We start from the raw sequence: 21809 nt of genomic DNA, 5'->3' as shown, positions 1-21809 counted from the left end.
GAGGTATTGCTCAAACCTAAATTCAAACCTTATTGAAGTAATTAATGGATATTACGTCTAGTTTTCGCTAATGACGGCATTTAAAAGTTCGGCAGGATTACCTGTTCCTGCACCGCCAATTGTAATAGATCCACCAGGAGGAATTTCACCATTCCATCCTGCGTTCGTAATTACATAATGATTATTTGTTTTACTACTAATTTTAGAATCCCAAACTTGTGTTAAATTGCCGCTATAATCAAATTCTAATTTCCAATTTTTAATAGGAGTCGTTCCATTATTTTTGATTATAATCGAGAAGTTATAACCGCTGCCCCAATTCGAAGTGACTGAAAATGTAGCAGTACCATTTCCATCAGGAGGTGTCGTATTAGCTTCATCCGTTTTGACAGTAAGAGCGGTAGGTTGTGATTTATTTCCAGCAGCATCTTTGGCAATTACCGAAAATTTGTATTCCGTATTAGGTTTTAAGTTTTTAATTGTAATGCTATTTGTTGTTGTACTCCATTTCTCTTCTCCAGCAGTAATTTCATATTCCGTAACTCCTACGTTATCAGTAGATACAGTCCAGTTTAATTGAACTGAGTTTGAATTTTTATTCGTAACTACAATGTTTTTAACATTCGTTGGTGGCTCAGTATCTTTTTGACTAATAGGTCCACCAAGTAATTCTTTTACTAGCGTATCAAGTAATTTTGGACCACTGCAACTATATTTTGGACTTGTACGGCAATCTCCGCTTAGTTCCCAAAACATTGCTCCACTTAAACCTTTCGTCTTTATATAGTCTGTTTTGTATTTCATAGATTCATTGTCATCGTAGCTAATAAATGTGCCTGTAGTTGCATTATATAAGTAAGGTACTTTAGCTGTGTCATTCCAGTAGCGTACAAAACCATTTTTATTAACGTAATTGGCTGCTAAATCACCGTAATCATACACACCTGTGTCACCGGTAGAGTAATCATCCCAAGTACCTTTAGAAGCAAGTTTCCCATCACTACCTGGTTTGCAAGGTTGATATTGTCCGTTATTTTCTTTGCCACAACTTTTCCAGCCACGTCCGTAAAAGGGTACGCCTAATACTAGTTTATCGACTGGAACACCTTCATTTGTATAAACATTTATAGCACCATCTACGTAAAAATTCGTATTTGCTGCTGGGTCATTTGGATCCTTATATAGAGCTGCATTATGATTAGAAGTAGCTTCCCATCCGCCGTGGAAATCATATGTCATAATATTAATCCAATCGAGTATTTGAGAAATTTTCTTTAGTTCTGTATGATCAGCGTAGCGTTGACTTGCACCTGAAGCGATTGTTAGTAAATATTGTTTGCCATCTTCAGCACCTGCTTTATTCAAAGCATTTCGGACGTCTTGAAGAAGGAGAGTGAAATTTTGTTTATCTTCAGGACGATAACTACCACCAGGAATCGTTTCAACGCCCGGATATTCCCAGTCTAAATCTACGCCATCAAACCCATATGCGCGAAGAAAAGCTACTGTAGATTCAGCAAATACTTTTCTTGTTTTTTCATCAGCGGCCATATCAGAAAAGCGGTTAGACCAAGTCCAGCCACCAACGGAAATAATTGTTTTTAAGTGAGGATATTTAGCTTTTAATCGTTTTAGTTCCCCGAAATTTCCGCAACGGGCATATTTATCGCAATCTTCCCAAGTTGTCCCTGAGCCAGGATACGATTTGGTAACATCAGCCCATGGTTCACCGAGTACGAGAGTACCATTAGGAACCTCTTTATTTTGCAATGGTACACCAGATTCTTTACAGTTCCACGTTTGTTTATTTGGATTATCAGGATGAGTAGAAGGGTTTCCATGTTTTCCGTTCCAACAAATATCCGCGAAAGCATAGTTAAGGTGAGTAAGTTTTGATGCATCAATGTCAGCAACTTGATAATTACGTCCGTAAACGCCCCACGAAGGAAAGTATCCAACAATTTTTTGACTTTGCTTTGGTGAATCTGCTAATGCGAGATTTGGATTAATAAAATTTGTGAGAAAAAGAGGTAAGAAAAGTAGTAGAGATAGTAATAACAGTGTGAATTTTTGAGACCTCATAGCCATTTCTCCTTTCAAAATAAAAGATATATTTAAAGGCATACGCCAATAAATCAAAATGAATCTAGACGTATAAAACGTCTAGATAAAATGATCAGACATCACGAAGTCTATACAAGGGAGCTGGGGGTGATTAAATCGTAACAAATGTAAGATTTAGTGTAAACGCTTTATTAAATTGAAAAAGACTTTCTCAATACAAAAAGGCTTGAATACAAACTATATATGAAAACGAAAAATCGGTATGGGAGGAAAAAGCTCATTATAAATAAATTTGAGAAAAAATTGTATGGAGCCAATTATTAAAGACGTAGAAAGATAAGGAAATATCATGTAAAATAATAGTAAAAATATGTAAAGGAGGGAATAGTGTGGATGTGTTTTTGAACATTGCTGAAGAAAAAATTCGACAAGCAATACGGAATGGTGATCTTGATTATCTTCCGGGAAAAGGAAAACCACTACAATTAGAAGATCTTTCAATGGTACCTCCAGAACTTAGAATGAGTTATAAAATTTTAAAAAATGCGGGAATGATTCCACCAGAAATGGAACTACAAAAAGATATATTAAAAATAGAGGATCTAATTGCTTGCTGTTATGATGAAGCAGAGAGAAAAGAATTACAAGAAGAGTTAACAGCAAAAACGCTTCGTTTTCAGCAGGTAATGGAAAAGAGAAAGATTAAAGATAGTTCAGCTTTTCGTATGTATCAAGACAAAGTATTTCGTAAATTACGCTAAGAGGGATAAGATGACTACATTTAAAACGATAGAAGAATTAGCGACCTATATCGAAGAACAACAATTGGTACTTCTGTTTATTAAAACGGAAAATTGTGGTGTTTGTGATGTTATGCTAAGAAAAGTAAATTGCGTATTAGAGAATTATGATTACGTAGAGAAAATAGAGATATTACTACAAGATATGCAAGAGATTGCGGGGCGATATGGAGTATTTACAGGGCCAACAATTTTATTATTTCATAATGGAAAAGAAATTCTTCGTGAATCACGCTTCATTTCACTTGAAAATCTAGAGAGAACCATTCAATTATTCGAGGAATAAGGGAGGCTTTTAAATGGAATTTATTATTGTCATACTATTATTTGTTGTAGTTGGAACAATCGTAACAGCAGTTCGATCGAACAAAAAGAAGGTAAATCTTACAAAACAAAATAACATTCATAATTCATCTAACAGCTCATCACCATTATTTTTCTTTGCTGGATCTGATAATGATAGCTCGCATGATGGCGGCTCACATGATTGTGGAGGATCTTTTGGGGGAGATAGCGGAGGAAGCTGTGGTGGCGGTGGTGATTGATAAAAATGCGCCTTATATAGGCGTATTTCTTTTTAAACAAACGTTTGATTAGTCGGCTTACATATGCATAAACATAGTTAAACAAACATTTGTTTAATATTTTAACATACTAAGGGGAATGGAAATGAAAAGGGAACCGAAAGTGAAAAATAAGGGGAAAGTAGTGTTATTTTTATTAGCTGCGGGAGGCGTATTTCTTGTTAAATTAGCATTTAAATTTGGAACCATACATATGATTCGAACTTGGTTTGAAAGTACGTTTTCTTAAATAAGGAATATAGCCTCTTGCGATAGAGGTTTTTGATTTGTTATTATTAGACTGAACGGTCGGTTTAAAGAGGTGTGAATATGAGGAGAAGCGCAGAAGAGATAAAGAAAGAAATTGCATATAAAGCAGAAAGTCTATTTTCACAGAAGGGCTACGCAGCTACATCTATGGAAGAGATTTGTGAAATTACAGAGCGAAGTAAAGGAAGTATTTATTATCACTTTAAAAGTAAAGAAGAATTATTTTTATTTGTAGTGAAACAGCATACGTATGATTGGATTGAAAAATGGAATGAAAAAGAGAAGTTGTATAGCACTAGTACTGAAAAACTATATGGTCTCGCGGAATATCATGTAGAGGACATACAGCAACCAATTTCAAATGCAATAGAGGAATTCTCTATGAGCCAAGTTGTAAGTAAAGAGATTCTGGATGAACTGTTAGCTTTAACTAGAGAATCATATGTTATGTTTGAGAAATTAATTGAAGTAGGTATACAGTCTGGAGAGTTCCGTGAAGATAATACTCGTGATCTTATGTATATTGTAAACGGATTATTATCAGGACTTGGAGTGCTTTATTACGAATTAGATTATAAAGAGCTGAAACGTATTTATAAAAAGGCAATAGATGTATTGTTAAAAGGAATGGCAGCTGAATAATAGGTCAGTTGCTTTTCTTACAAAATAAATTAGACCGAACGGTCGGTTTATGAAAGGGGAATGAAAATGAACGCTTTATTTAAAAACCGAGCATTTATGCTCGTTATGGCGTCTGATATTTTACAACAATTTGCAATTTGGATCAGAAATATGGCTCTTTTGTATTTTATAATGGAGCGAACGAATAATGATCCAGTTTCTGTTTCGTTGTTATCAGTTATGGAATATGCACCTATTTTTATTTTCTCGTTTATCGGTGGTGCGCTAGCTGATCGCTGGAATCCGAAAAGAACAATGGTCGCTGGAGATGTATTAAGTGTACTGTCTATTATAGGAATTGTCTTGTTGTTAAAGCTGGATTATTGGCAGGCTATATTTTTTGCAACACTCATTTCCGCGATTGTAGGTCAGTTTTCTCAGCCCTCATCTTCGCGTATATTTAAGCGCTATGTAAAAGAAGGAGAGGTAGCAAATGCGATTGCATTTAACCAAACATTACAGTCATTATTTCTGATTTTTGGACCAGTGGTAGGATCGCTTGTGTATACACAACTTGGTTTATTTACATCACTATATAGCTTAATCATTTTATTTTTGTTATCTGCTATCGCCCTTTCATTCTTACCAAAATGGGTTGAAAAAGAGCAGGTGGCGAGAGACTCATTAAAAAATGATATAAAAGAAGGTTGGAAGTATGTTCTTCATACGAAAAATTTACGTATGATTACGATCACTTTTACAATTATGGGTTTAGCTGTTGGATTAACGAATCCATTAGAAGTATTCCTTGTAATTGAACGTTTAGGTATGGAAAAAGAAGCTGTTCAATATTTAGCGGCAGCTGACGGAATAGGTATGTTACTCGGTGGTATTGTTGCTGCAGTTTTCGCTTCAAAAGTGAATCCGAAAAAGATGTTTGTATTCGGTATGGGTATATTAGCCATTTCATTTTTAGTAGAAGGGCTATCTACATCATTTTGGATTACTAGTTTCATGAGATTTGGAACAGGTATTTGTTTAGCTTGTGTTAATATTGTTGTCGGTACGCTTATGATTCAACTTGTACCAGAAAATATGGTTGGAAGAGTAAATGGAACGATTTTACCACTGTTTATGGGGGCAATGCTAATTGGAACTTCATTAGCTGGAGGATTAAAGGAACTAACTTCACTAGTTACTGTGTTTTGTATAGCGATGGCACTTATTTTATTAGCGATAGGGCCAGTTGTACGTATGCAAATAAAGAAAGAAGATATCGCTAACAAAGAGGCACTAACAAATTCATTAGCTTCAAAATAACTATTGTAAGGGAGCAATATTGCTCCTTTTTTCTTTGAGGAACTTTTGACAACTATATGAGCCAATTATATACTGATGTTGTAAAAACGATTTTACAGGTTAGGAGCAATGGTGTGAAAAATCAAATCTATGAATTACGCACTGAAAATAATATTTCACAAGGCGCATTAGCTGATAAATGTAAGGTTTCTAGACAAACGATAAATGCAATTGAGAATAATAAATATGATCCAAGCTTAGCGTTAGCGTTCTGTTTAGCTGAAGTATTAGGAACAACTGTTGATAAATTATTTTTGTACAAGCAGTAGAGTCGTTCATTATAAGGCGCACCTTTAAAAATAAAAAAGATCCTCTTCTTATGAGAAGAGGATCTTTTCTTATAGCGTTTTAGTCTTTGGACTAGGTGGTGTAACGGATGTATTATTTTCTGGAACTCTAGTTAGTAAGAATCCTCCGATAATAAATAGAACAATAATACTAAGAACACCAGCGTTTGTTTTTCCTGTTAATTGCGTTGTAACACCGACTAATACCGGACCCATAATTGCGGCAAACTTCCCAAATATATTATAAAATCCGAAGAATTCATTAGCAGATTCTTTTGGTACTAGTTTTGCAAAGTATGAACGACTTAGTGCTTGAATACCACCTTGAGATGTAGCAACTAACATTGCTAAAATCCAAAAATCAAGTGTCGTTTTTAAAAAATAAGCATATGTGCAAATAATGATATAAATAATGATACCGACATATAGCATTTTTTTGCCAGTAAATGTTTCAGATAATTTTCCGTATAGTAAAGCAAATGGACAAGCGACAATTTGTGTTACAAATAATATGATTAATAGATTCGTTGCACTAATACCGAGATCGGTTCCGTAAGCGGTAGACATAGTAATAATTGTATCGACTCCGTCAATATAGAAAAAGTAAGCGATTAGAAACATAAATACAGTTTTATATTCTTTAATATTTTTAAAAGTATCAGCAAGACGTTTGAAGCTCATTCTAATAGGTCTTGGATGACGCTCAATATAGTGTGTTTGCTCTACGTTTTTTAGCATTGGAATTGTAAATAACCCCCACCAAAGAGCTGTTATTGCAAAGGAAATTTGACTAGCAATGCCGACCGATAAGGGAATAGTTCCTTTTTGAGAAAGAATAATAAGAGCGATACAACCGATAAAAGGAATTGTACTCCCGATATAACCTAATGCAAATCCTCTTGTAGAAATTCGGTCCATTCTATCTTCAGAAGTGACGTCTACTAAAAATGCATCATAGAAAATGTTTGCTCCAGCAAAGCCGATTAAGGCGAGCATATAGCACCCTAGCAATAAGTACCACTGAGAGGTTGGAACGACTGCTAACATACTTGTAAATACGATACCGAGTCCAAAGAAGAATGTGAAAAAACGTTTTTTAAATCCTTTATAATCAGCAACTGTGCCAAGAATAGGAGCAAGTATAGAAATTAAAAGTGTTGCGAATGAGTTTGCATATCCCCAATATGCTGTTGAAGTTGCCCCAGATAGTCCAGCTTCTTTTGCAGCTGCTTTAAAGTAAATTGGAAATAATGCAGTTGTAATGACGAGCGAGTATACAGAGTTCGCCCAATCGTATAATATCCAGCTTTTTTCTTGTCTGGACATTTTTTTCATATAATGTTCCCCCTTAAATTTGTTTTACTAACAGTGTACAAAAATAAAAATTATAAAAAGAGAAACAGTGATGAATTTTACATAACTTTTACATATATACACAGTTCTTTACAATTGGAGTAAATCCTCTACAATTGCTCCGTCTGTTTCACCTAAGTGTAAACCGAGTAGTCTAGCGATAGTTGGACCTTCATCAATAAGTCTCATATACGGGACGGTAAAGCCACTTTTTATTCCTTTCCCAGCAGCGATAAAAATTGTTTCATAGTTAGGTTTTGTTGGAGAGTATCCATGCGTACCAAATGTATATTTTTTACTAGGCGTAACATCTTTTTCAGTAATTTCTTTTATAAAATCTCCTGTATAGTTTTCAGTGAAATAATACCCTTCTCGTGCTTCTAACATGAATAAACAATTACCGTCTGCACCGCAGTCTTTGGCAGCTTCATCATGAAGTATAAATTCAATTCCGTTTTGTTTATTTTGAAGTAGTTCTTCAAGGAGTAGTTGTACCTCCCGGATTGTATCCGTATCATTTTTGTCCTTTACATATACATAGGCAGAGCCGTCGCAACTTTGGCAATAGGCTTTCCAGTCTACTAATTTTCCTTTTTTATTAAGAGATATAAGTCCTCTTTGATGGAATAGCACATTTAATTGGATGGATTTGTTTTCACTTAAAGCGCTATGATCACCAAGGGCAATAATTGTACTTTCTTCGTATAGGTTACTTTCTTTTAGTGCTTGAATAATTTTCCCTAGACGTTCGTCGTGTCTCTGGATAGCAGCTGTTGTTTCGTTAGATTCAAAGCCGTGATAGTGTCTTTGTGTGTCTAGATCGGTGAAATGTACGAACATGACATTAGGCTTTTTCGTCTGGATTGTATGCACAGCAGAGGCGAGGACGAAATCATCCAGCTCTGGTTGTGATAAACCATTTCTTATATGGCCGAAACGACGATTTAAATCTAATTGGTATAGTGGGCTACCGCTAAATAAGGAAACTAACACTTGATTTTGCCAAGGTCTATTGGGGAAAATTTCTGGTAAATTGTAATCGATGTTCGCTCTTCCAGTAACAGGCCATAGAAGGGCAGCTGTCGTTAAATTTGCTTTGCGCGCTTCATCATACAATGTTGTTCCTTTTATTGATTTTCGGTACCAATGCCAATCAGGTGATTCACGCCCTGGTTGAAGTAACGTATTGCTAACAACACCGTGCTTGTTAGGGTAATTACCAGTTACGATTGTTGAGTGGCTTGGATATGTTACAGAAGGATAAATTGGTTCTACTTTTTCGACAACCGTGCCCTTTTTTATTAGAGATTGGAAATGAGGTAGTTTTTGTAGTATAGGAAAATCTAAAGCTGATAAACAGTCGAATGATAAAATGATGACGTGGTTTGTTAATGCTTTATCCATAAAGTTCCCTCCTGATTATATAAAACCTATTATTATATATTACTATTAACACCTAGTAATAAATATATATTTTTAGGTGAAAGTTTATTGTTTATTTTCAGAAAAATTAAACATATAATTAAGTATAAGGGAATCTATGGAGGGAGGGAACACTATGGATTGGTTAGAGGGATTTGGTATTTTTTACATCATTGGCGGAATCACGATTATCCTTGTATTTGCTATTTCATATTTACTAAAGAAACGGTTTCCAGACAAACAGTTTGATATTATATTTGCACTTAGTTTAATACTTCTTTGCTTAGCGTCCTTTCCCGTTACAATGATGGTTATTGGTGGGTGGGAAGGAATGGGATATGGATTTATTGGTTTCTTTGTCCTACTTGGTACACTTATCGGTATGATTGCACATCAACTTGTGAAAATTACGCGGAAAAGCTACGTATAAAACTGCAAAAAATGAAAAGGATATATAAAAATAAGAAAATTAGCTATTGTTTTAAAAAAGAATTTGTATTATGATAATCAACAAATTTATTTCGTTATAACGATGAAAAAGGACTAGTACATGTTCAACCTTTTTAGCAGAGAGAGAATCCGTTAGGGTGAAAGATTCTTAAAAAGGCAATATGGAACCTGCCTTTGAGTTCTGCATATGCAGCGGGAATTTCCCGTTATCAAAAAGAGAGCATGCGCAATTTTTGTGCATGAATCAGGGTGGTAACGCCGGCAAAGCTCGGTCCCTATTTAGGGACGCGGGCTTTTTTGTATTTTCTAGAAGGAGGAAGACTGACTATGGCAAAAGAACAAGTGCAAGCCATTACGAAGATGGAAGAGGACTTTGCGCAGTGGTATACCGATATTGTAAAAAAAGCCGAACTTGTTGATTATTCAAGTGTAAAAGGGTGCATGATTTTACGTCCGTATGGCTATGCCTTATGGGAGAATATGCAGAAGGTGATAGATGAGAAGTTAAAAGGAACTGGCCATGAAAATGTATATATGCCAATGTTTATCCCAGAGAGTTTATTGCAAAAAGAGAAGGATCATGTTGAAGGATTTGCTCCTGAAGTAGCATGGGTTACGCATGGTGGAGATGAAAAGTTAGCGGAAAGACTTTGTGTACGTCCTACATCTGAAACTTTATTCTGTGAGCACTTTTCAAAAATTGTGCAATCCTATAATGATTTGCCAAAGTTATATAATCAGTGGTGTTCAGTAGTTCGTTGGGAGAAGACAACTAGGCCATTCCTTCGTACGACTGAATTTTTATGGCAAGAGGGTCATACAATCCATGAAACGGCAGAAGAATCGCAGACTGAAACATTAAATATTTTAAACTTATATGCTTCTTTTTGTGAGGATTATTTAGCGATACCAGTTATTAAAGGGCAAAAAACAGAAAAGGAGAAGTTTGCTGGAGCAAAGGCAACTTATACAATTGAAAGTTTAATGCATGATGGAAAAGCGCTTCAAACAGGAACCTCTCATAACTTTGGAACGAATTTCTCTGAAGCATTTGATATTAAGTTTTTAGATCGTAACGGTAAGTGGCAATATGTGCACCAAACATCTTGGGGTGTATCAACAAGAATGATAGGCGGGCTAATAATGGTTCATAGTGATAATAATGGACTTGTAATGCCACCAAAAGTCGCTCCAGTGCAAGTTGTTATTGTACCGATTGCTCAGCATAAAGAAGGAGTTTTAGCAAAAGCAACAGAGTTACAAGGACATATTCAAAAGGTTGCACGAGTAAAAATAGATGCTAGTAATAAAACACCAGGCTGGAAATTTAATGAGTATGAAATGAAGGGGATTCCAATTCGATTAGAAGTTGGCCCTAAAGATATTGAAAAGAATCAAGTTGTACTTGTAAGAAGAGACACGAAGGAAAAAGAGTTTGTACCAATGGATCAATTAGAAGAACGTATTCCAGCATTACTTGAAGAAATTCATATTGCTTTATTTGATAAAGCAAAAGCATTTCGCGATGAGAATACGTATGTTGCGACAAATTTCGAAGAGATGAAAAAAATAGCTGACGAAAAGCAAGGCTTTATTAAGGCAATGTGGTGCGGGGAATTAGCTTGTGAAGAAAAACTAAAAGAAGAAGTTGGAGTATCTTCACGTTGTATGCCTTTTGAGCAAGAGCATTTAGCTGATGAATGTATTTGTTGTGGTAAAGAAGCTAAACAAATGGTGTATTGGGGAAAAGCGTATTAATACTTTTTCTGATAGGTGATAAAAAGGACTTTGGGCTGCATAATAAAATGCAATCCAAAGTCCTTTTTAGTTTTATAAAGTATTTCATGTATTCTTTAGATGGAAGTATGTTGCTCTTATTTTACGTTTTTACGACGAATAAACAGTAACATACCAATTAGGAATGTTGAAAGACCCATTAAAATAGATATAGGGTAATGCGTTGCGGTATTCGGTAATTTATCACCTTGTTTTTTCGTATTATCTTTTACATTACCCCCTTGAGAACCGTTGCCCTCCTGAGAATTGCTATCGCCTTTAACACGATTGCCACCTTGAGAGCCATTACCGCCGTGTGAGCCACTGCCACCAGAACCATCGCCACCAGAACGGTTACCACCAGAACCGTTACCGCCAGAACCGCTGCCACCAGAGCCGTTGCTACCAGAACGGTTACCACCAGAACCGTTACCGCCAGAACCGCTGCCACCAGAGCCGTTGCTACCAGAGCCATCGCCACCAGAACCGTTATCGCCGGAACCACTGCCACCAGAGTCATTGCCACCAGAACCACTGCCACCGGAACCATTACCGCCGGAACCGTTGCCGCCAGAACCACTGCCGCTAGAACCGTTGCCACCAGAACCGTTACCGCCAGAACCACTGCCACCAGAGTCATTGCCACCAGAACCGTTACCGCCAGAACCACTGCCACCGGAACCGTTGCCGCCATCGCCACCAGAACCACTGCCGCTAGAACCGTTGCCACCAGAACCGTTATCGCCGGAACCATTGCCGCCAGAGCCACTGCCATCAGAACCGTTACCGCCGGAACCATTGCCGCCAGAGCCATCGCCACCAGAACCGTTTTCACCAGAACCGTTTTCACCAGAACCGTTTTCACCAGAACCGTTTTCACCAGAACCGTTTTCACCAGAACCGTTTTCACCAGAGCCGCTGCCACCGGAACCACTATCGTCCTGAGAACCGTTATTTCCTGGAGGTTTATTATTATCCTTTGAGTTTCCTTCTGCAAAATGATTGCTATTTTGTACAATAGCGTTTGTTAATGGTTGGAAGTTTTCAGTTGCAGCATTACCGATATTTAAACCGCTAAAAAAAGATAGAGAGAGTGTTGATGCTAAAATGAAGATTTTCGTCATGGTTTTCCTCCTAAGAAATGAATGTTCCATCTAAAATACATCCCTTTGTAATATTTCTTAGGAAAAAGAGTTTTATGCAAAAAAAACTATATATAGAAAAAGGTGGTATATTTGTCAAAGCAGAAAAGAGTTAATGTAGATTTCCTACAAATAGGTGGAGAATTTACATTCATAACGGTAGAGGAAGTGGCAGTAGATGAAAGAGTATATAGCGTTTGATATTGGCGGTACGCAAATTAAGTATGGCATTATTTCAGAAGCAGGGAGAGTATTAAAGCGTAAAACAGTTGCAACAGAAATTCACTTAGGCGGAGAACAAATTATTCAAAAACTCATTCTTTTATCAAAAAAATTAATGAATGAACATACTATTGCCGGAATTGGTATTAGCACTGCGGGAATTGTTGATATTAATAAGGGAATTGTGACGGGAGGCGCGGATCATATTCCGGGATATAGTACTATTCCTATTATTGATAGATTGCAAGAGATATTAAAAGTTCCAGTATCGATTGACAATGATGTGAATTGTGCAGCGTTTGGAGAAAAGTGGAATGGTAGTGTAAGAGAGAAAGAGAACTTTATTATGCTCACCATTGGAACAGGAGTTGGGGGAGCAATTTTTATAGATGGAGAATTGTACCGAGGACATTCATTTAGTGCTGGTGAATGGGGGAATATGCTAATAGAAGGAAAAACGTTTGAAGAGGTTGCTTCGATTTCAGGATTAATTCGGCTTGTAAGAAAATATAAAGGCAAAGGCGAGTGGAATGGGAGAACAATTTTTGAGTTGTATGATAAAGGAGATAGAGAAGTTGCTCAAGCAGTTGGGATTTTCTTTAAACATTTGGCAATCGGAATTAGTAATCTTGCTTATATTTTTAATCCAGAAACAATTATTATTGGGGGAGGAATTACCGATAGAGGAAATGAGTTTTTAAAAGAAGTAAAAGAAGAGGTCAGTAAATACTTAAATCAAGAGATTTATAATAATTGTGAGATTGAACTTGCACAAAACGGTAATTGTGCAGGAATGATTGGTGCTATTTACCACTTATTACATCATCATAAGTAAATTATATGAATGTTTTCATATAACTGAGAATTTATCCTTTTTATCAATAGGTAAATAATGCTACAATATAAGAGAAGAATACAATATTTTCCGATATGGAAAATGCTTTGTAGAAAGGGAGAAACTTCATGCCTATTATTTTAGAAAAAGGTCAAAAGATCGATTTAACGAAAGGACAACCAAAAGTAGCAAAACTACAGGTTGGCTTAGGCTGGGATCCAATTGGGCAATCAGGTGGATTTCTGTCTTCATTATTTGGAAGTAAACCAAATATAGATTGTGATGCATCTGTTGTTATGTTAGAAGGAGATCGTTTTTTAAACAAAAATGATTTAGTTTACTTCGGAAACAAACTTTCTACTTGTGGTAGTATTATTCATTCAGGAGATAATTTAACAGGTGAAGGCGAAGGTGACGATGAAACAATCTTTGTAGAATTACATAAAGTCCCAAGTCGTATTAACCGTTTAGTATTCGTTGTAAATATTTATGACTGTGTAAACAGACGTCAAGACTTTGGTATGATTCGTAACGCTTATATTCGTATTCAAAATCCTCATACAGGTGAGGAATTAGCACGTTATAATTTATCAGAAAACTATGCTAGTAAAACAACTTTAATTGCAGGAGAAATGTATCGCTACGAAAATGAGTGGAAGTTTTCAGCAGTTGGAGAAGGCACGCAAGATAAAAACTTAAGTGAGATTGTATCACGTTATCAATAGGATAAACTAAGGAGGAATTTTTAAATGGCATCTATTTCTTTAAAAAAGGGACAAAAGGTAGATTTAACAAAAACAAATCCAGGTTTATCAAAGGTACTTGTAGGGCTTGGCTGGGATACAAATCGTTATGATGGACAAGCTGATTTCGATTTAGATGTTAGTATCTTTTTAGTAGGTGCGAACGGTAAAGTTTCAGGAGCAGAAGATTTCGTTTTCTATAATAATCCCAAAGGTGCGAATGGTGCTGTAGAGCATTTAGGAGATAACCGAACTGGTGAAGGCGAAGGCGATGATGAAGCGATTAAAATCGATTTAAAAAATGTTCCTGCTCACATCGAACGTATTTGTTTCACAATTACAATTTATGATGGAGAAGGCCGCAGCCAAAACTTTGGTCAAGTTTCTAACTCATTCGTACGTATTCTCGATGAAGAAAAGAATGCAGAGTTAATTCGTTACGATTTAGGAGAAGATTTCTCTATTGAAACAGCGGTAGTAGTAGGTGAATTATACCGCCATGCAGGTGATTGGAAGTTCAATGCAATCGGAAGTGGATTCCAAGGTGGGTTAACGTCTCTATGTAATAACTTTGGTTTAGATGTAGAGTAATAGATTCAATTTATATATCCATTGGTGAAATGCATGTTTACTGATGGGTATATTTTTAAAGATAAAAATATAGAGGTGAATATAAATGGCTATTCAGTTACAAAAAGGACAGAAGATTGATTTAGGTAAGACGAGTCCTGGTTTAACAAAAGCAGTAATTGGTCTTGGATGGGATATTAAATCTTATGATGGCGGAGACGATTTCGATTTAGATGCATCTGCTTTTTTATTAGATGCGAACGGGAAATGTACGAAGGAAACTGATTTTATCTTCTATAATAATTTAAAGTCTCCTTGTGGATCAGTTTTACATACTGGCGATAACAGAACAGGTGAAGGCGAAGGCGACGATGAGCAACTTGTTGTAGATTTGAAAAAGGTTCCAGCAGACGTTCATAAAATTGCTATTACAGTTACAATTTATGATGCGGAAGGCCGTAATCAAAACTTTGGACAAGTAGGAAACGCATTCGTTCGTTTAGCGAATGAAGAGACGAACGAAGAAGTTCTTCGTTTTGATTTAGGGGAAGACTTCTCTATCGAAACAGCAGTTGTCTTTTGTGAATTATACCGTCATAATGGACAGTGGAAGTTTAATGCAGTAGGAAGTGGATTCCAAGGTGGTTTAGGTGCGCTTGTAAGAGCGTATGGCTTGGATGCATAGAAAGGAAACGATATTCGTTTCCTTTTTTTGACCTTTCTATAAATCTAGCAAAGAATAGGGGATAAAGGTAAGATGAGTATTTTGCAAGGAATCCTTGATACGTATGCTCAGTTTTTCGACTTGGACATGTGGATTAAAGTGTTGCAAGATCCAGTATCTTGGGGATTAATTGGTACACTTGTTGTACTTGAAGGGTTGTTATCTGCTGATAACGCACTTGTGTTAGCGGTAATGGTAAAACACCTTCCTGAAGAGAAACGTAAAAAAGCATTATTCTATGGACTTATTGGAGCTTATATATTCCGCTTTATTGCAATTGGAATCGGAATGTTCTTGATTAAATTATGGTGGGTAAAACTTCTTGGTGCACTTTACCTTGCTTGGTTATCAGTAAAATACTTTATTGATAAGCGTAAAGGTGCAGGTGAAGAAGAGGAAGCTCATGGTATGAACCAAAACAGTATTTTCTTCAGAATGTTCGGTGTCTTCTGGGGAACAGTTGCAATGGTCGAATTAATGGATATCGCATTCTCTGTAGATAGTGTACTTGCTGCATTTGGTGTATCTAATGAAGTTTGGATTTTATTATTAGGCGGAATGCTAGGTATTTTAATGATGCGTGGTATTGCCGGTGTATTCTTGAAATTATTAGAGCGTATTCCAGAGCTTGAAACGACAGCATACATTTTAATCTTAATTATTGCATCGAAAATGTTACTGTCTTTAATCGAGATTGAGATTAGTCATACACTATTCTTTATTATTTTAGTTGTAGCATTTGGAGCAACATTTATAATTCACTACATGAAGAATTCTGGACAAGCTAAAGAAGAAGTTGCAGCTACTAAAGAAGATAATAAATAATTGAAATGGGTTTGCTCGTTTTGCGAGCGCCCATTTTTTATAACAAAAAATAGTTTATAATAGAAGAAGGACTTAGAAAAAACGTAACTGTTTTTGGAGGTGAACTGTTGTGTTTTCACGTTTTACACTTCAACCATATGCATTAAAAGATGAATCAGATTTAAAGCAATTTGAAACGCTTTTAGAAAAACGTCCACAATATGAACTGACAGAGAATGAGATGAAATTTAGTTATATAGCATGTCGAATCCTTGGCGTTCCTAATGATGTAGATGAATATTTTAATGAACTGTTTGATTATAGTGAAGCGAAAGGAATCGAAGTTTTACACGAACAAAATTTAAACAAAGTGATTGATTCGGAAAAGCTTCGTCATATTCAAGAAGTGTTCGGATTACATCAAGAAGCACCAAATGGTCTGACAGTAAATAGGTTAGTTGCACACTTATCTGGGAAACAACTTTTACCGAAAGTAGACAATCCTGATTTACAGCATTACATACATACGACGTTTATTTCACTATTGAAATTATATGAGAAACAACATAATCAGTCGTTAAAGACAGAAGGCTTCCGTCGTTTCTTAATCGACATAATTAAACTAAGCGAAAATTATGTAGCGAAGTGGTTTTCTACGATTAATTATAAGAAACAGATGCCGCGTATCGTTTGGTATGGTGATGCACAGGAAAGCCGTATATATTTCTTATACTTTCTTATTATGCTCGGTTGTGATGTGCTTTATTATCACCCAGAAGGAAAAGATGGATTTGAGAATGTTGATGAAGAGGGAAGGACCTTTATTGTGTCTCATCCAGGCCGTATTTCTCTTGAACCATTTCCAGATCGCCGCCGCGAGCGTGTGGCAACAGTAGCGTATCAAGCTTCAAAAGAAATTGAGCAAGTACTTCACCACGATAATTCACTGCTGTACAAGCCGTGGCAATTCCGTTCCTATACGCCTGTAGCTCGTACACTAAAAACAACATATGATGAGCTCTTTTTAATTACGAAAGAAAAGGCGTTTGTACGCCCGACATTCTTTGTTGAAAATAAACATATTTATATCCCTTCTTTATTTGCGAAAATATCAGGCGTTTCAAAGAATGATAAAGAGTATTTTCAACGATTAAAGGCTGTTACATCATTTGATAACAGTATACTAGTTAATACATTCCCATTTACGAAAGAGCAAAAAGCAAACTTCCAATATCATTATCGAGATGCATTAGACCGTGGGGGGAAATTACATCCTGATCTAATTATGAATAGCCATTGGTGGCCGCATAAGCGTTTACCGGAAGGTTTACAACATGGGATTGCAGAAGCGATTATCCATACGTGTGAAAGTGAAATGTGCAAACCAATTGCGAAAGAGACAAAACAAGATGTAGCGCTATATGTTTTCGCGCAACTTTCTCAAATACCACCGAATATTTTAGAACAGCTTGAGAAATTTGATTATTCACAAGATGTGCCGAAAATTGTTATATTTAATAATGAGAAGAGTGGAGAGTTAACTCGTTCTGATGCTGTTTTATTACTATTTTTAAATCAAATTGGAGTAGATGTATTCCATTTCAATCCAACGGGAAGAAACGATATTGAACCGTATATTGAAGCGGGGGCATTTGATTCCCATTGGCTTGAAGAGGTTAATTTCGATCTTGAGTTTCATGGTTCATCAGCCTATAAAAATTTATCACAAACAATAAAAGGACTATTTCGTCCATTTTTATAAGGAAAGGGAGAATACCATATGAATAACCCAGTCGTACTAGATCCGAAAACAGAATTAAATGAGCAAACAGCACAAGATGTTCGCTTGCAACTTAGACAAGATGCGGATGTACAACGTATTTATAATGCGGTAGATATTAAAGATCAATTAGAATTAATTGAACTTGGAAAAGAACCTTCTATGGAAATTTCACGTTTTGCTGATCAAATTTTACATACAATGTCATTATCAAAGATAGAAGATTCTGGTGAATTATTAAAACAGCTTGGTAAAATTATGGACAGATTTGATAGCAAAGACTTTGCGGAAGAGAAAAGTGGTTTCTTCTCACGTATGTTCAAAAAAGCGGATAAAATGATTGAACAAATCTTTAGCAAGTATCAAACGATGGGCCGTGAAATTGATAAAGTGTATGTGGAAATTACGAAGTACCAAGATGAGATGAAAAAATCAATTGGTACGTTAGATGGCTTGTATGAGCAAAACTTAAAATATTATTTAGACTTAGAGAAGTATGTAGTAGCAGGAGAAATGCTATTAGAGCGTTTAAATACAGAATTAGTTCCGATGTATGAAGAGCGTGTGCGTAATAATGATCAATTAGCAGGTATTGAATTAGAGTCGCTTAAAAACTCGGTTGAAATTTTAGAGCAACGTATTGATGATTTAGAAAAAGCGCGTATGGTTGCACTACTTACAGCACCACAAATTCGTATGATTCAACGTGGTAATAATAAATTAATTGGTAAAATTAATACAGCATTTATTACAACGATTCCGATCTTTAAAAATGGTATCATTCAAGCGGTAAATGCGAAGCGTCAAAAGCTTGTTGCAGATTCTATGGCTGAACTGGATCGCCGTACAAATGAATTACTTAAGAAAAATGCACAAAATATCGCAACGCAAAGTGTAGAAGTAGCGAGATTATCAGGTTCTTCTAGTATTAAGATGGAAACACTTGAGGAAACTTGGAACATTATTTCAAGAGGTATGCAAGAAACACAACAAATTGAAGAACAAAACAAACGTGAGCGTGAAGAAAGCCGCAAGCGTATGGCTACATTAACTGAAAACATTAAAAAAGAATTACAAGGATAAAGTGAAACTTTAATCAGTGGGGTTTTGTTCATCCCCACCGATTATTAGCCTTCACCAATTGGACATTTAGGGGCAGTTAATCTACCACCTAACTTCTTTGCTCAAACTGAATTTTGAGGTGGGAGTTTTACTGCACGGAAAATAGTAGGGTAAATGAAAAGGCAATGAGGAATAGTCCTCATTGCCTTTTAGTTTCTCTTCACTAATTTAATAATCTCATTCACAATAAGTGGAATGATACTTAATAAGAGAACAAATCCCCAATCTCGCATCGTTAATGCATGTACACCGAATATATTTGCAAGGGGCGGGATGGAGATGATACAAACTTGCATAAGAACACCGATAAGAAGGGAGAAGACTAAATATTTATTGGTAAAGATCCCAATTGAAAAAATTGATTTCGTTCTTGAACGCAAGTTAAATGAATGAACGAGCTGAGAAAAACTAAGAACGACAAATGCCATCGTTTGAGCGTGTAATAGAGCATCGTCATCAATTCGTTCTGGGAAAAGAGGGAATAAATTTGTATCTCCAGTATAGAATTTTGCTCCGGCGATAAAAGCTATTAGCGTTAACAGTCCAATGATAACCCCATTGAAAATCAGAAAAGGAATGCTACCACTAAATAAACTTTCTTTCGCATGTCGTGGTTTTTCCTTCATCACATCTGGATCTTCAGGATCAACCCCAAGTGATAATGCAGGAAGTGTATCTGTAATTAAATTCACCCACAAAATGTGAATAGGTCGTAGAGGTGTTGCCCAGCCAAGTAAAATGGCTAAAAATAAAGCGATAATTTCTCCGAAGTTACAAGAGAGTAGGAAGAGGATTGATTTTTTTATGTTACGATAAATATTTCTACCTTCCTCAACAGCCTTCACAATAGATGAGAAATTATCATCTGTTAACACGACATCTGCTGCCCCTTTTGCAACGTCTGTTCCTGTAATGCCCATCGCTACGCCAACATCAGCTTGCTTTAAAGATGGTGCATCATTGACACCATCACCAGTCATAGAAACGATATTTCCTTTCGCGCGTAATGCCTTTACAATTTTCACTTTATGCTCTGGAGAGACTCTAGCGAATACATTTAAATGATTAATTTTGCTAGCTAGTTCTGTATCAGAAATGTTATCTAATTCAGTTCCAATCATAATTTCCGATATTTCTTCAGCAATGCCAAGTTCTTTGGCAATTGCAAAGGCGGTATCTTTATGGTCACCGGTAATCATAACTGTGCGAATACCGGCTTTTTTACATTCTTTAATTGAATCTTTCACTTCAGTTCGTGGTGGATCAATCATACCGACAAGACCAATAAAGATAAGATTTTCTTCAAGATGATTTATATCCATATCGTTTGAATTGTATTGTTTAAATGCGAATGAAAGTACTCTTAAAGCTTCTTGAGACATTGCTCCGGAAGCTTCTAATATTTGATTTTTATCAGAATCAGTTAAAATCTCGATTTTGCCGTTTTTAAAAATATGGGTACATTGAGGTAAGAGCTTATCGATAGCGCCTTTCGTCATGCTATAGTAGCTTTCATCGTATGTATGCACGGTTGACATCATTTTACGATCTGAATCGAAAGGTACTTCGTTAACACGTTCATGTATTTTTTCTAAATAATCTTTTTGCATGTTAAAAGTGGTTCCAGCAACGAGAAGTGCAATTTCAGTCGGGTCTCCCGTTTGTGATTCTTTATTATAAGATGCATCATTACATAGCACCATATTTTCTAACAATAGACGTTGCACATCATTATTTACATTTAAACTTTCTAAGCGATCGTATGTGTTATCACTATAAAAGTGAGTAACGGTCATTTTATTTTGCGTTAACGTACCTGTTTTATCTGAACAAATAATTGTGACAGAACCGAGGGCCTCAACAGCTGGTAGTTTGCGAATGATAACGTTTTGTTTAATCATACGTTGCACACCAATTGCAAGAACGATGGAAACGATAGCTGGCAAGCCTTCTGGAATAGCTGCAACGGCTAAACTAATAGCAGTCATAAACATTTCTAACGTATCCCGCCCTTGTAAAAAACCGATGAGGAACATAATGATACAAATAGCTACAGCGACAAAGCCTAAATATTTTCCGACTTGTGCTAAGCTTTTTTGAAGTGGTGTCATATCATCGTCTGCTTCATGTAAAAGGGTAGCAATCTTACCAATTTGTGAGTTCATTCCAGTTTCAACAGCAACACCGACGCCTCTTCCGTATGTTACAAGAGTAGACATAAAGGCCATGTTTTTTTGATCGCCGAGTGGTACTTGTTCATCACTTTGCATGGAAGGGTGGTAGATTGCATCTTTATCAACAGGGACAGATTCACCAGTTAGAGCAGATTCTTCAACTTTTAAATTTGCGGTTTCAATAAGGCGTAAATCGCATGGGATATATCGTCCGGCATCGAGCATAACGATATCCCCTGGAACGACGTGTTCAGATGGAATTTCTTTTAGTTCACCATGTCTCTTGACGATAGCTTTAGGTGTTGCCATCTTTTTTAGTGCCTCTAAAGCTTGTTCTGCTTTAGATTCTTGGACAACACCGATAACAGCATTTAAAACTACAACAAGCGCGATAATACTGGCATCCGCCCATTCACCTACAAAGGCAGAAATAAGGGCAGCAATAATAAGGACATATACGAGGACGTCATTAATTTGGGCGAAAATACGCTGCCATAAAGTGCGTTTTTGTTTTGTAGCTAATTCATTAGAACCGTATTGCTTTAAACGTTCACTTACAATTTCATCTGTTAAACCGTGTTGTTCGTTTGTTTCTAGGTCAATTAATGTTTGATCTTTCGTCTTACTGTACCAATTGCTCATAAGTAAGCACCTCCAGTAAAAACAGTTAGCAATGGTAGTGTTGCTATTATTTGTGAGTAGTATGTATGGAGAAAAAATCTAAGATG

21 protein-coding genes, 1 pseudogene and 1 other annotated feature are annotated in these 21809 nt (G+C 36.2%); of the genes and pseudogenes, 17 read left to right on the top strand and 5 right to left on the bottom strand.

The window, feature by feature from the left end:
* Positions 1-57: 57 nt before the first annotated feature.
* The gene (locus ACQGSG_RS07335) at positions 58-2082 is read right to left on the bottom strand and encodes a glycosyl hydrolase family 18 protein (protein ID WP_001257472.1); all 2025 of its coding nucleotides are present in this window, start codon (positions 2080-2082) and stop codon (positions 58-60) included.
* A 371-nt stretch (positions 2083-2453) separates the two neighbouring features.
* Between ACQGSG_RS07335 and ACQGSG_RS07330 the strand changes: the two genes are divergently transcribed.
* The 7 genes from ACQGSG_RS07330 to ACQGSG_RS07300 all read left to right on the top strand — a co-directional run bounded on the left by ACQGSG_RS07330 (position 2454) and on the right by ACQGSG_RS07300 (position 5946).
* A complete protein-coding gene (locus tag ACQGSG_RS07330; RefSeq protein WP_016111321.1) occupies positions 2454-2825 on the top strand; it encodes a DnaJ family domain-containing protein in 372 nt (123 codons plus the stop codon).
* A gap of 10 nt (positions 2826-2835) precedes the next feature.
* Positions 2836-3150: a thioredoxin family protein gene (locus tag ACQGSG_RS07325; RefSeq protein ID WP_000206517.1), complete on the top strand. Its 315-nt coding sequence runs from the start codon at positions 2836-2838 to the stop codon at positions 3148-3150.
* Between the two features lie 13 nt (positions 3151-3163).
* A complete protein-coding gene (locus tag ACQGSG_RS07320; protein WP_000394369.1) occupies positions 3164-3409 on the top strand; it encodes a hypothetical protein in 246 nt (81 codons plus the stop codon).
* A 124-nt stretch (positions 3410-3533) separates the two neighbouring features.
* Complete coding sequence (locus ACQGSG_RS07315; RefSeq protein WP_000817981.1) at positions 3534-3677, top strand: hypothetical protein; 144 nt, start codon at positions 3534-3536, stop codon at positions 3675-3677.
* 80 nt (positions 3678-3757) lie between these two features.
* Complete coding sequence (locus tag ACQGSG_RS07310; protein WP_001254434.1) at positions 3758-4339, top strand: TetR/AcrR family transcriptional regulator; 582 nt, start codon at positions 3758-3760, stop codon at positions 4337-4339.
* A 66-nt stretch (positions 4340-4405) separates the two neighbouring features.
* Positions 4406-5638: an MFS transporter gene (locus ACQGSG_RS07305; protein ID WP_000992567.1), complete on the top strand. Its 1233-nt coding sequence runs from the start codon at positions 4406-4408 to the stop codon at positions 5636-5638.
* 56 nt (positions 5639-5694) lie between these two features.
* Complete coding sequence (locus ACQGSG_RS07300; protein ID WP_325842807.1) at positions 5695-5946, top strand: helix-turn-helix transcriptional regulator; 252 nt, start codon at positions 5695-5697, stop codon at positions 5944-5946.
* Positions 5947-6015: 69 nt separating this feature from the next.
* On the opposite strand, the gene ACQGSG_RS07295 is transcribed toward ACQGSG_RS07300, so the two are convergent.
* Both ACQGSG_RS07295 and ACQGSG_RS07290 read right to left on the bottom strand, forming a co-directional pair.
* On the bottom strand, positions 6016-7299 hold the full coding sequence (locus tag ACQGSG_RS07295; protein WP_000738812.1) for an MFS transporter: 1284 nt from the start codon (positions 7297-7299) through the stop codon (positions 6016-6018).
* Between the two features lie 108 nt (positions 7300-7407).
* The gene (locus tag ACQGSG_RS07290; RefSeq protein WP_000356418.1) at positions 7408-8721 is read right to left on the bottom strand and encodes an ectonucleotide pyrophosphatase/phosphodiesterase; all 1314 of its coding nucleotides are present in this window, start codon (positions 8719-8721) and stop codon (positions 7408-7410) included.
* Positions 8722-8875: 154 nt separating this feature from the next.
* Between ACQGSG_RS07290 and ACQGSG_RS07285 the strand changes: the two genes are divergently transcribed.
* Together ACQGSG_RS07285 and proS are read left to right on the top strand one after the other, a co-directional pair.
* Positions 8876-9169 carry a YesK-like family protein gene (locus ACQGSG_RS07285; RefSeq protein ID WP_325842808.1) on the top strand — a complete coding sequence of 98 codons (294 nt, stop codon included), beginning with the start codon at positions 8876-8878 and terminating at the stop codon, positions 9167-9169.
* A 93-nt stretch (positions 9170-9262) separates the two neighbouring features.
* Positions 9263-9469 (top strand) — a binding site (T-box leader).
* Between the two features lie 47 nt (positions 9470-9516).
* The gene (gene proS, locus ACQGSG_RS07280) at positions 9517-10947 is read left to right on the top strand and encodes a proline--tRNA ligase (protein ID WP_098926667.1); all 1431 of its coding nucleotides are present in this window, start codon (positions 9517-9519) and stop codon (positions 10945-10947) included.
* A gap of 116 nt (positions 10948-11063) precedes the next feature.
* Here the strand turns inward: proS and ACQGSG_RS07275 are convergent.
* A pseudogene (locus ACQGSG_RS07275) lies at positions 11064-11174 on the bottom strand (LPXTG cell wall anchor domain-containing protein); the annotation flags it as partial.
* Between the two features lie 129 nt (positions 11175-11303).
* On the opposite strand from ACQGSG_RS07275, the gene ACQGSG_RS07270 reads away from it, so the two are divergent.
* The 8 genes from ACQGSG_RS07270 (at position 11304) to ACQGSG_RS07235 (ending at position 18868) form a co-directional block, all read left to right on the top strand.
* Positions 11304-11948, top strand: a complete 645-nt coding sequence (locus tag ACQGSG_RS07270; RefSeq protein WP_426947147.1) for a pentapeptide repeat-containing protein — start codon at positions 11304-11306, stop codon at positions 11946-11948.
* Positions 11949-12285: 337 nt separating this feature from the next.
* Positions 12286-13164 carry an ROK family protein gene (locus ACQGSG_RS07265; RefSeq protein ID WP_000666107.1) on the top strand — a complete coding sequence of 293 codons (879 nt, stop codon included), beginning with the start codon at positions 12286-12288 and terminating at the stop codon, positions 13162-13164.
* A 128-nt stretch (positions 13165-13292) separates the two neighbouring features.
* Positions 13293-13889, top strand: coding sequence for a TerD family protein (locus ACQGSG_RS07260; protein WP_001121578.1), 597 nt, complete (start codon positions 13293-13295; stop codon positions 13887-13889).
* A 24-nt stretch (positions 13890-13913) separates the two neighbouring features.
* Positions 13914-14498 carry a TerD family protein gene (locus ACQGSG_RS07255; protein ID WP_325842810.1) on the top strand — a complete coding sequence of 195 codons (585 nt, stop codon included), beginning with the start codon at positions 13914-13916 and terminating at the stop codon, positions 14496-14498.
* 85 nt (positions 14499-14583) lie between these two features.
* Positions 14584-15162, top strand: coding sequence for a TerD family protein (locus ACQGSG_RS07250; protein ID WP_001007532.1), 579 nt, complete (start codon positions 14584-14586; stop codon positions 15160-15162).
* Between the two features lie 72 nt (positions 15163-15234).
* Positions 15235-16026 carry a TerC family protein gene (locus ACQGSG_RS07245; protein ID WP_000025688.1) on the top strand — a complete coding sequence of 264 codons (792 nt, stop codon included), beginning with the start codon at positions 15235-15237 and terminating at the stop codon, positions 16024-16026.
* A gap of 109 nt (positions 16027-16135) precedes the next feature.
* Entirely contained in the window at positions 16136-17767 is a 1632-nt protein-coding gene (locus ACQGSG_RS07240; RefSeq protein WP_000492865.1) for a YceG family protein, read from the top strand.
* Between the two features lie 18 nt (positions 17768-17785).
* The gene (locus ACQGSG_RS07235) at positions 17786-18868 is read left to right on the top strand and encodes a toxic anion resistance protein (protein WP_001064409.1); all 1083 of its coding nucleotides are present in this window, start codon (positions 17786-17788) and stop codon (positions 18866-18868) included.
* Between the two features lie 188 nt (positions 18869-19056).
* Here the strand turns inward: ACQGSG_RS07235 and ACQGSG_RS07230 are convergent, their stop codons facing one another.
* A complete protein-coding gene (locus ACQGSG_RS07230) occupies positions 19057-21723 on the bottom strand; it encodes a cation-translocating P-type ATPase (protein WP_325842811.1) in 2667 nt (888 codons plus the stop codon).
* Between the last annotated feature and the right edge of the window lie 86 nt (positions 21724-21809).

The organism is Bacillus sp. GMa5/1 (assembly GCF_050172015.1).
GTDB lineage: Bacteria > Bacillota > Bacilli > Bacillales > Bacillaceae_G > Bacillus_A > Bacillus_A cereus.
This window is presented reverse-complemented; position numbering and strand designations above follow the sequence as displayed.

What these genes read in the sequence shown, in the direction of transcription:
- ACQGSG_RS07290 (WP_000356418.1), bottom strand. Translation starts at nt 8,721, where the DNA reads ATGGATAAAGCATTAACAAACCACGTCATCATTTTATCATTCGACTGT.
- ACQGSG_RS07295 (WP_000738812.1), bottom strand. Translation starts at nt 7,299, where the DNA reads ATGAAAAAAATGTCCAGACAAGAAAAAAGCTGGATATTATACGATTGG.
- ACQGSG_RS07235 (WP_001064409.1), top strand. Translation starts at nt 17,786, where the DNA reads ATGAATAACCCAGTCGTACTAGATCCGAAAACAGAATTAAATGAGCAA.
- ACQGSG_RS07320 (WP_000394369.1), top strand. Translation starts at nt 3,164, where the DNA reads ATGGAATTTATTATTGTCATACTATTATTTGTTGTAGTTGGAACAATC.
- ACQGSG_RS07325 (WP_000206517.1), top strand. Translation starts at nt 2,836, where the DNA reads ATGACTACATTTAAAACGATAGAAGAATTAGCGACCTATATCGAAGAA.
- ACQGSG_RS07305 (WP_000992567.1), top strand. Translation starts at nt 4,406, where the DNA reads ATGAACGCTTTATTTAAAAACCGAGCATTTATGCTCGTTATGGCGTCT.
- ACQGSG_RS07335 (WP_001257472.1), bottom strand. Translation starts at nt 2,082, where the DNA reads ATGAGGTCTCAAAAATTCACACTGTTATTACTATCTCTACTACTTTTC.
- proS (WP_098926667.1), top strand. Translation starts at nt 9,517, where the DNA reads ATGGCAAAAGAACAAGTGCAAGCCATTACGAAGATGGAAGAGGACTTT.
- ACQGSG_RS07230 (WP_325842811.1), bottom strand. Translation starts at nt 21,723, where the DNA reads ATGAGCAATTGGTACAGTAAGACGAAAGATCAAACATTAATTGACCTA.
- ACQGSG_RS07255 (WP_325842810.1), top strand. Translation starts at nt 13,914, where the DNA reads ATGGCATCTATTTCTTTAAAAAAGGGACAAAAGGTAGATTTAACAAAA.
- ACQGSG_RS07310 (WP_001254434.1), top strand. Translation starts at nt 3,758, where the DNA reads ATGAGGAGAAGCGCAGAAGAGATAAAGAAAGAAATTGCATATAAAGCA.
- ACQGSG_RS07300 (WP_325842807.1), top strand. Translation starts at nt 5,695, where the DNA reads ATGAGCCAATTATATACTGATGTTGTAAAAACGATTTTACAGGTTAGG.
- ACQGSG_RS07285 (WP_325842808.1), top strand. Translation starts at nt 8,876, where the DNA reads ATGGATTGGTTAGAGGGATTTGGTATTTTTTACATCATTGGCGGAATC.
- ACQGSG_RS07250 (WP_001007532.1), top strand. Translation starts at nt 14,584, where the DNA reads ATGGCTATTCAGTTACAAAAAGGACAGAAGATTGATTTAGGTAAGACG.
- ACQGSG_RS07315 (WP_000817981.1), top strand. Translation starts at nt 3,534, where the DNA reads ATGAAAAGGGAACCGAAAGTGAAAAATAAGGGGAAAGTAGTGTTATTT.
- ACQGSG_RS07265 (WP_000666107.1), top strand. Translation starts at nt 12,286, where the DNA reads ATGAAAGAGTATATAGCGTTTGATATTGGCGGTACGCAAATTAAGTAT.
- ACQGSG_RS07260 (WP_001121578.1), top strand. Translation starts at nt 13,293, where the DNA reads ATGCCTATTATTTTAGAAAAAGGTCAAAAGATCGATTTAACGAAAGGA.
- ACQGSG_RS07245 (WP_000025688.1), top strand. Translation starts at nt 15,235, where the DNA reads ATGAGTATTTTGCAAGGAATCCTTGATACGTATGCTCAGTTTTTCGAC.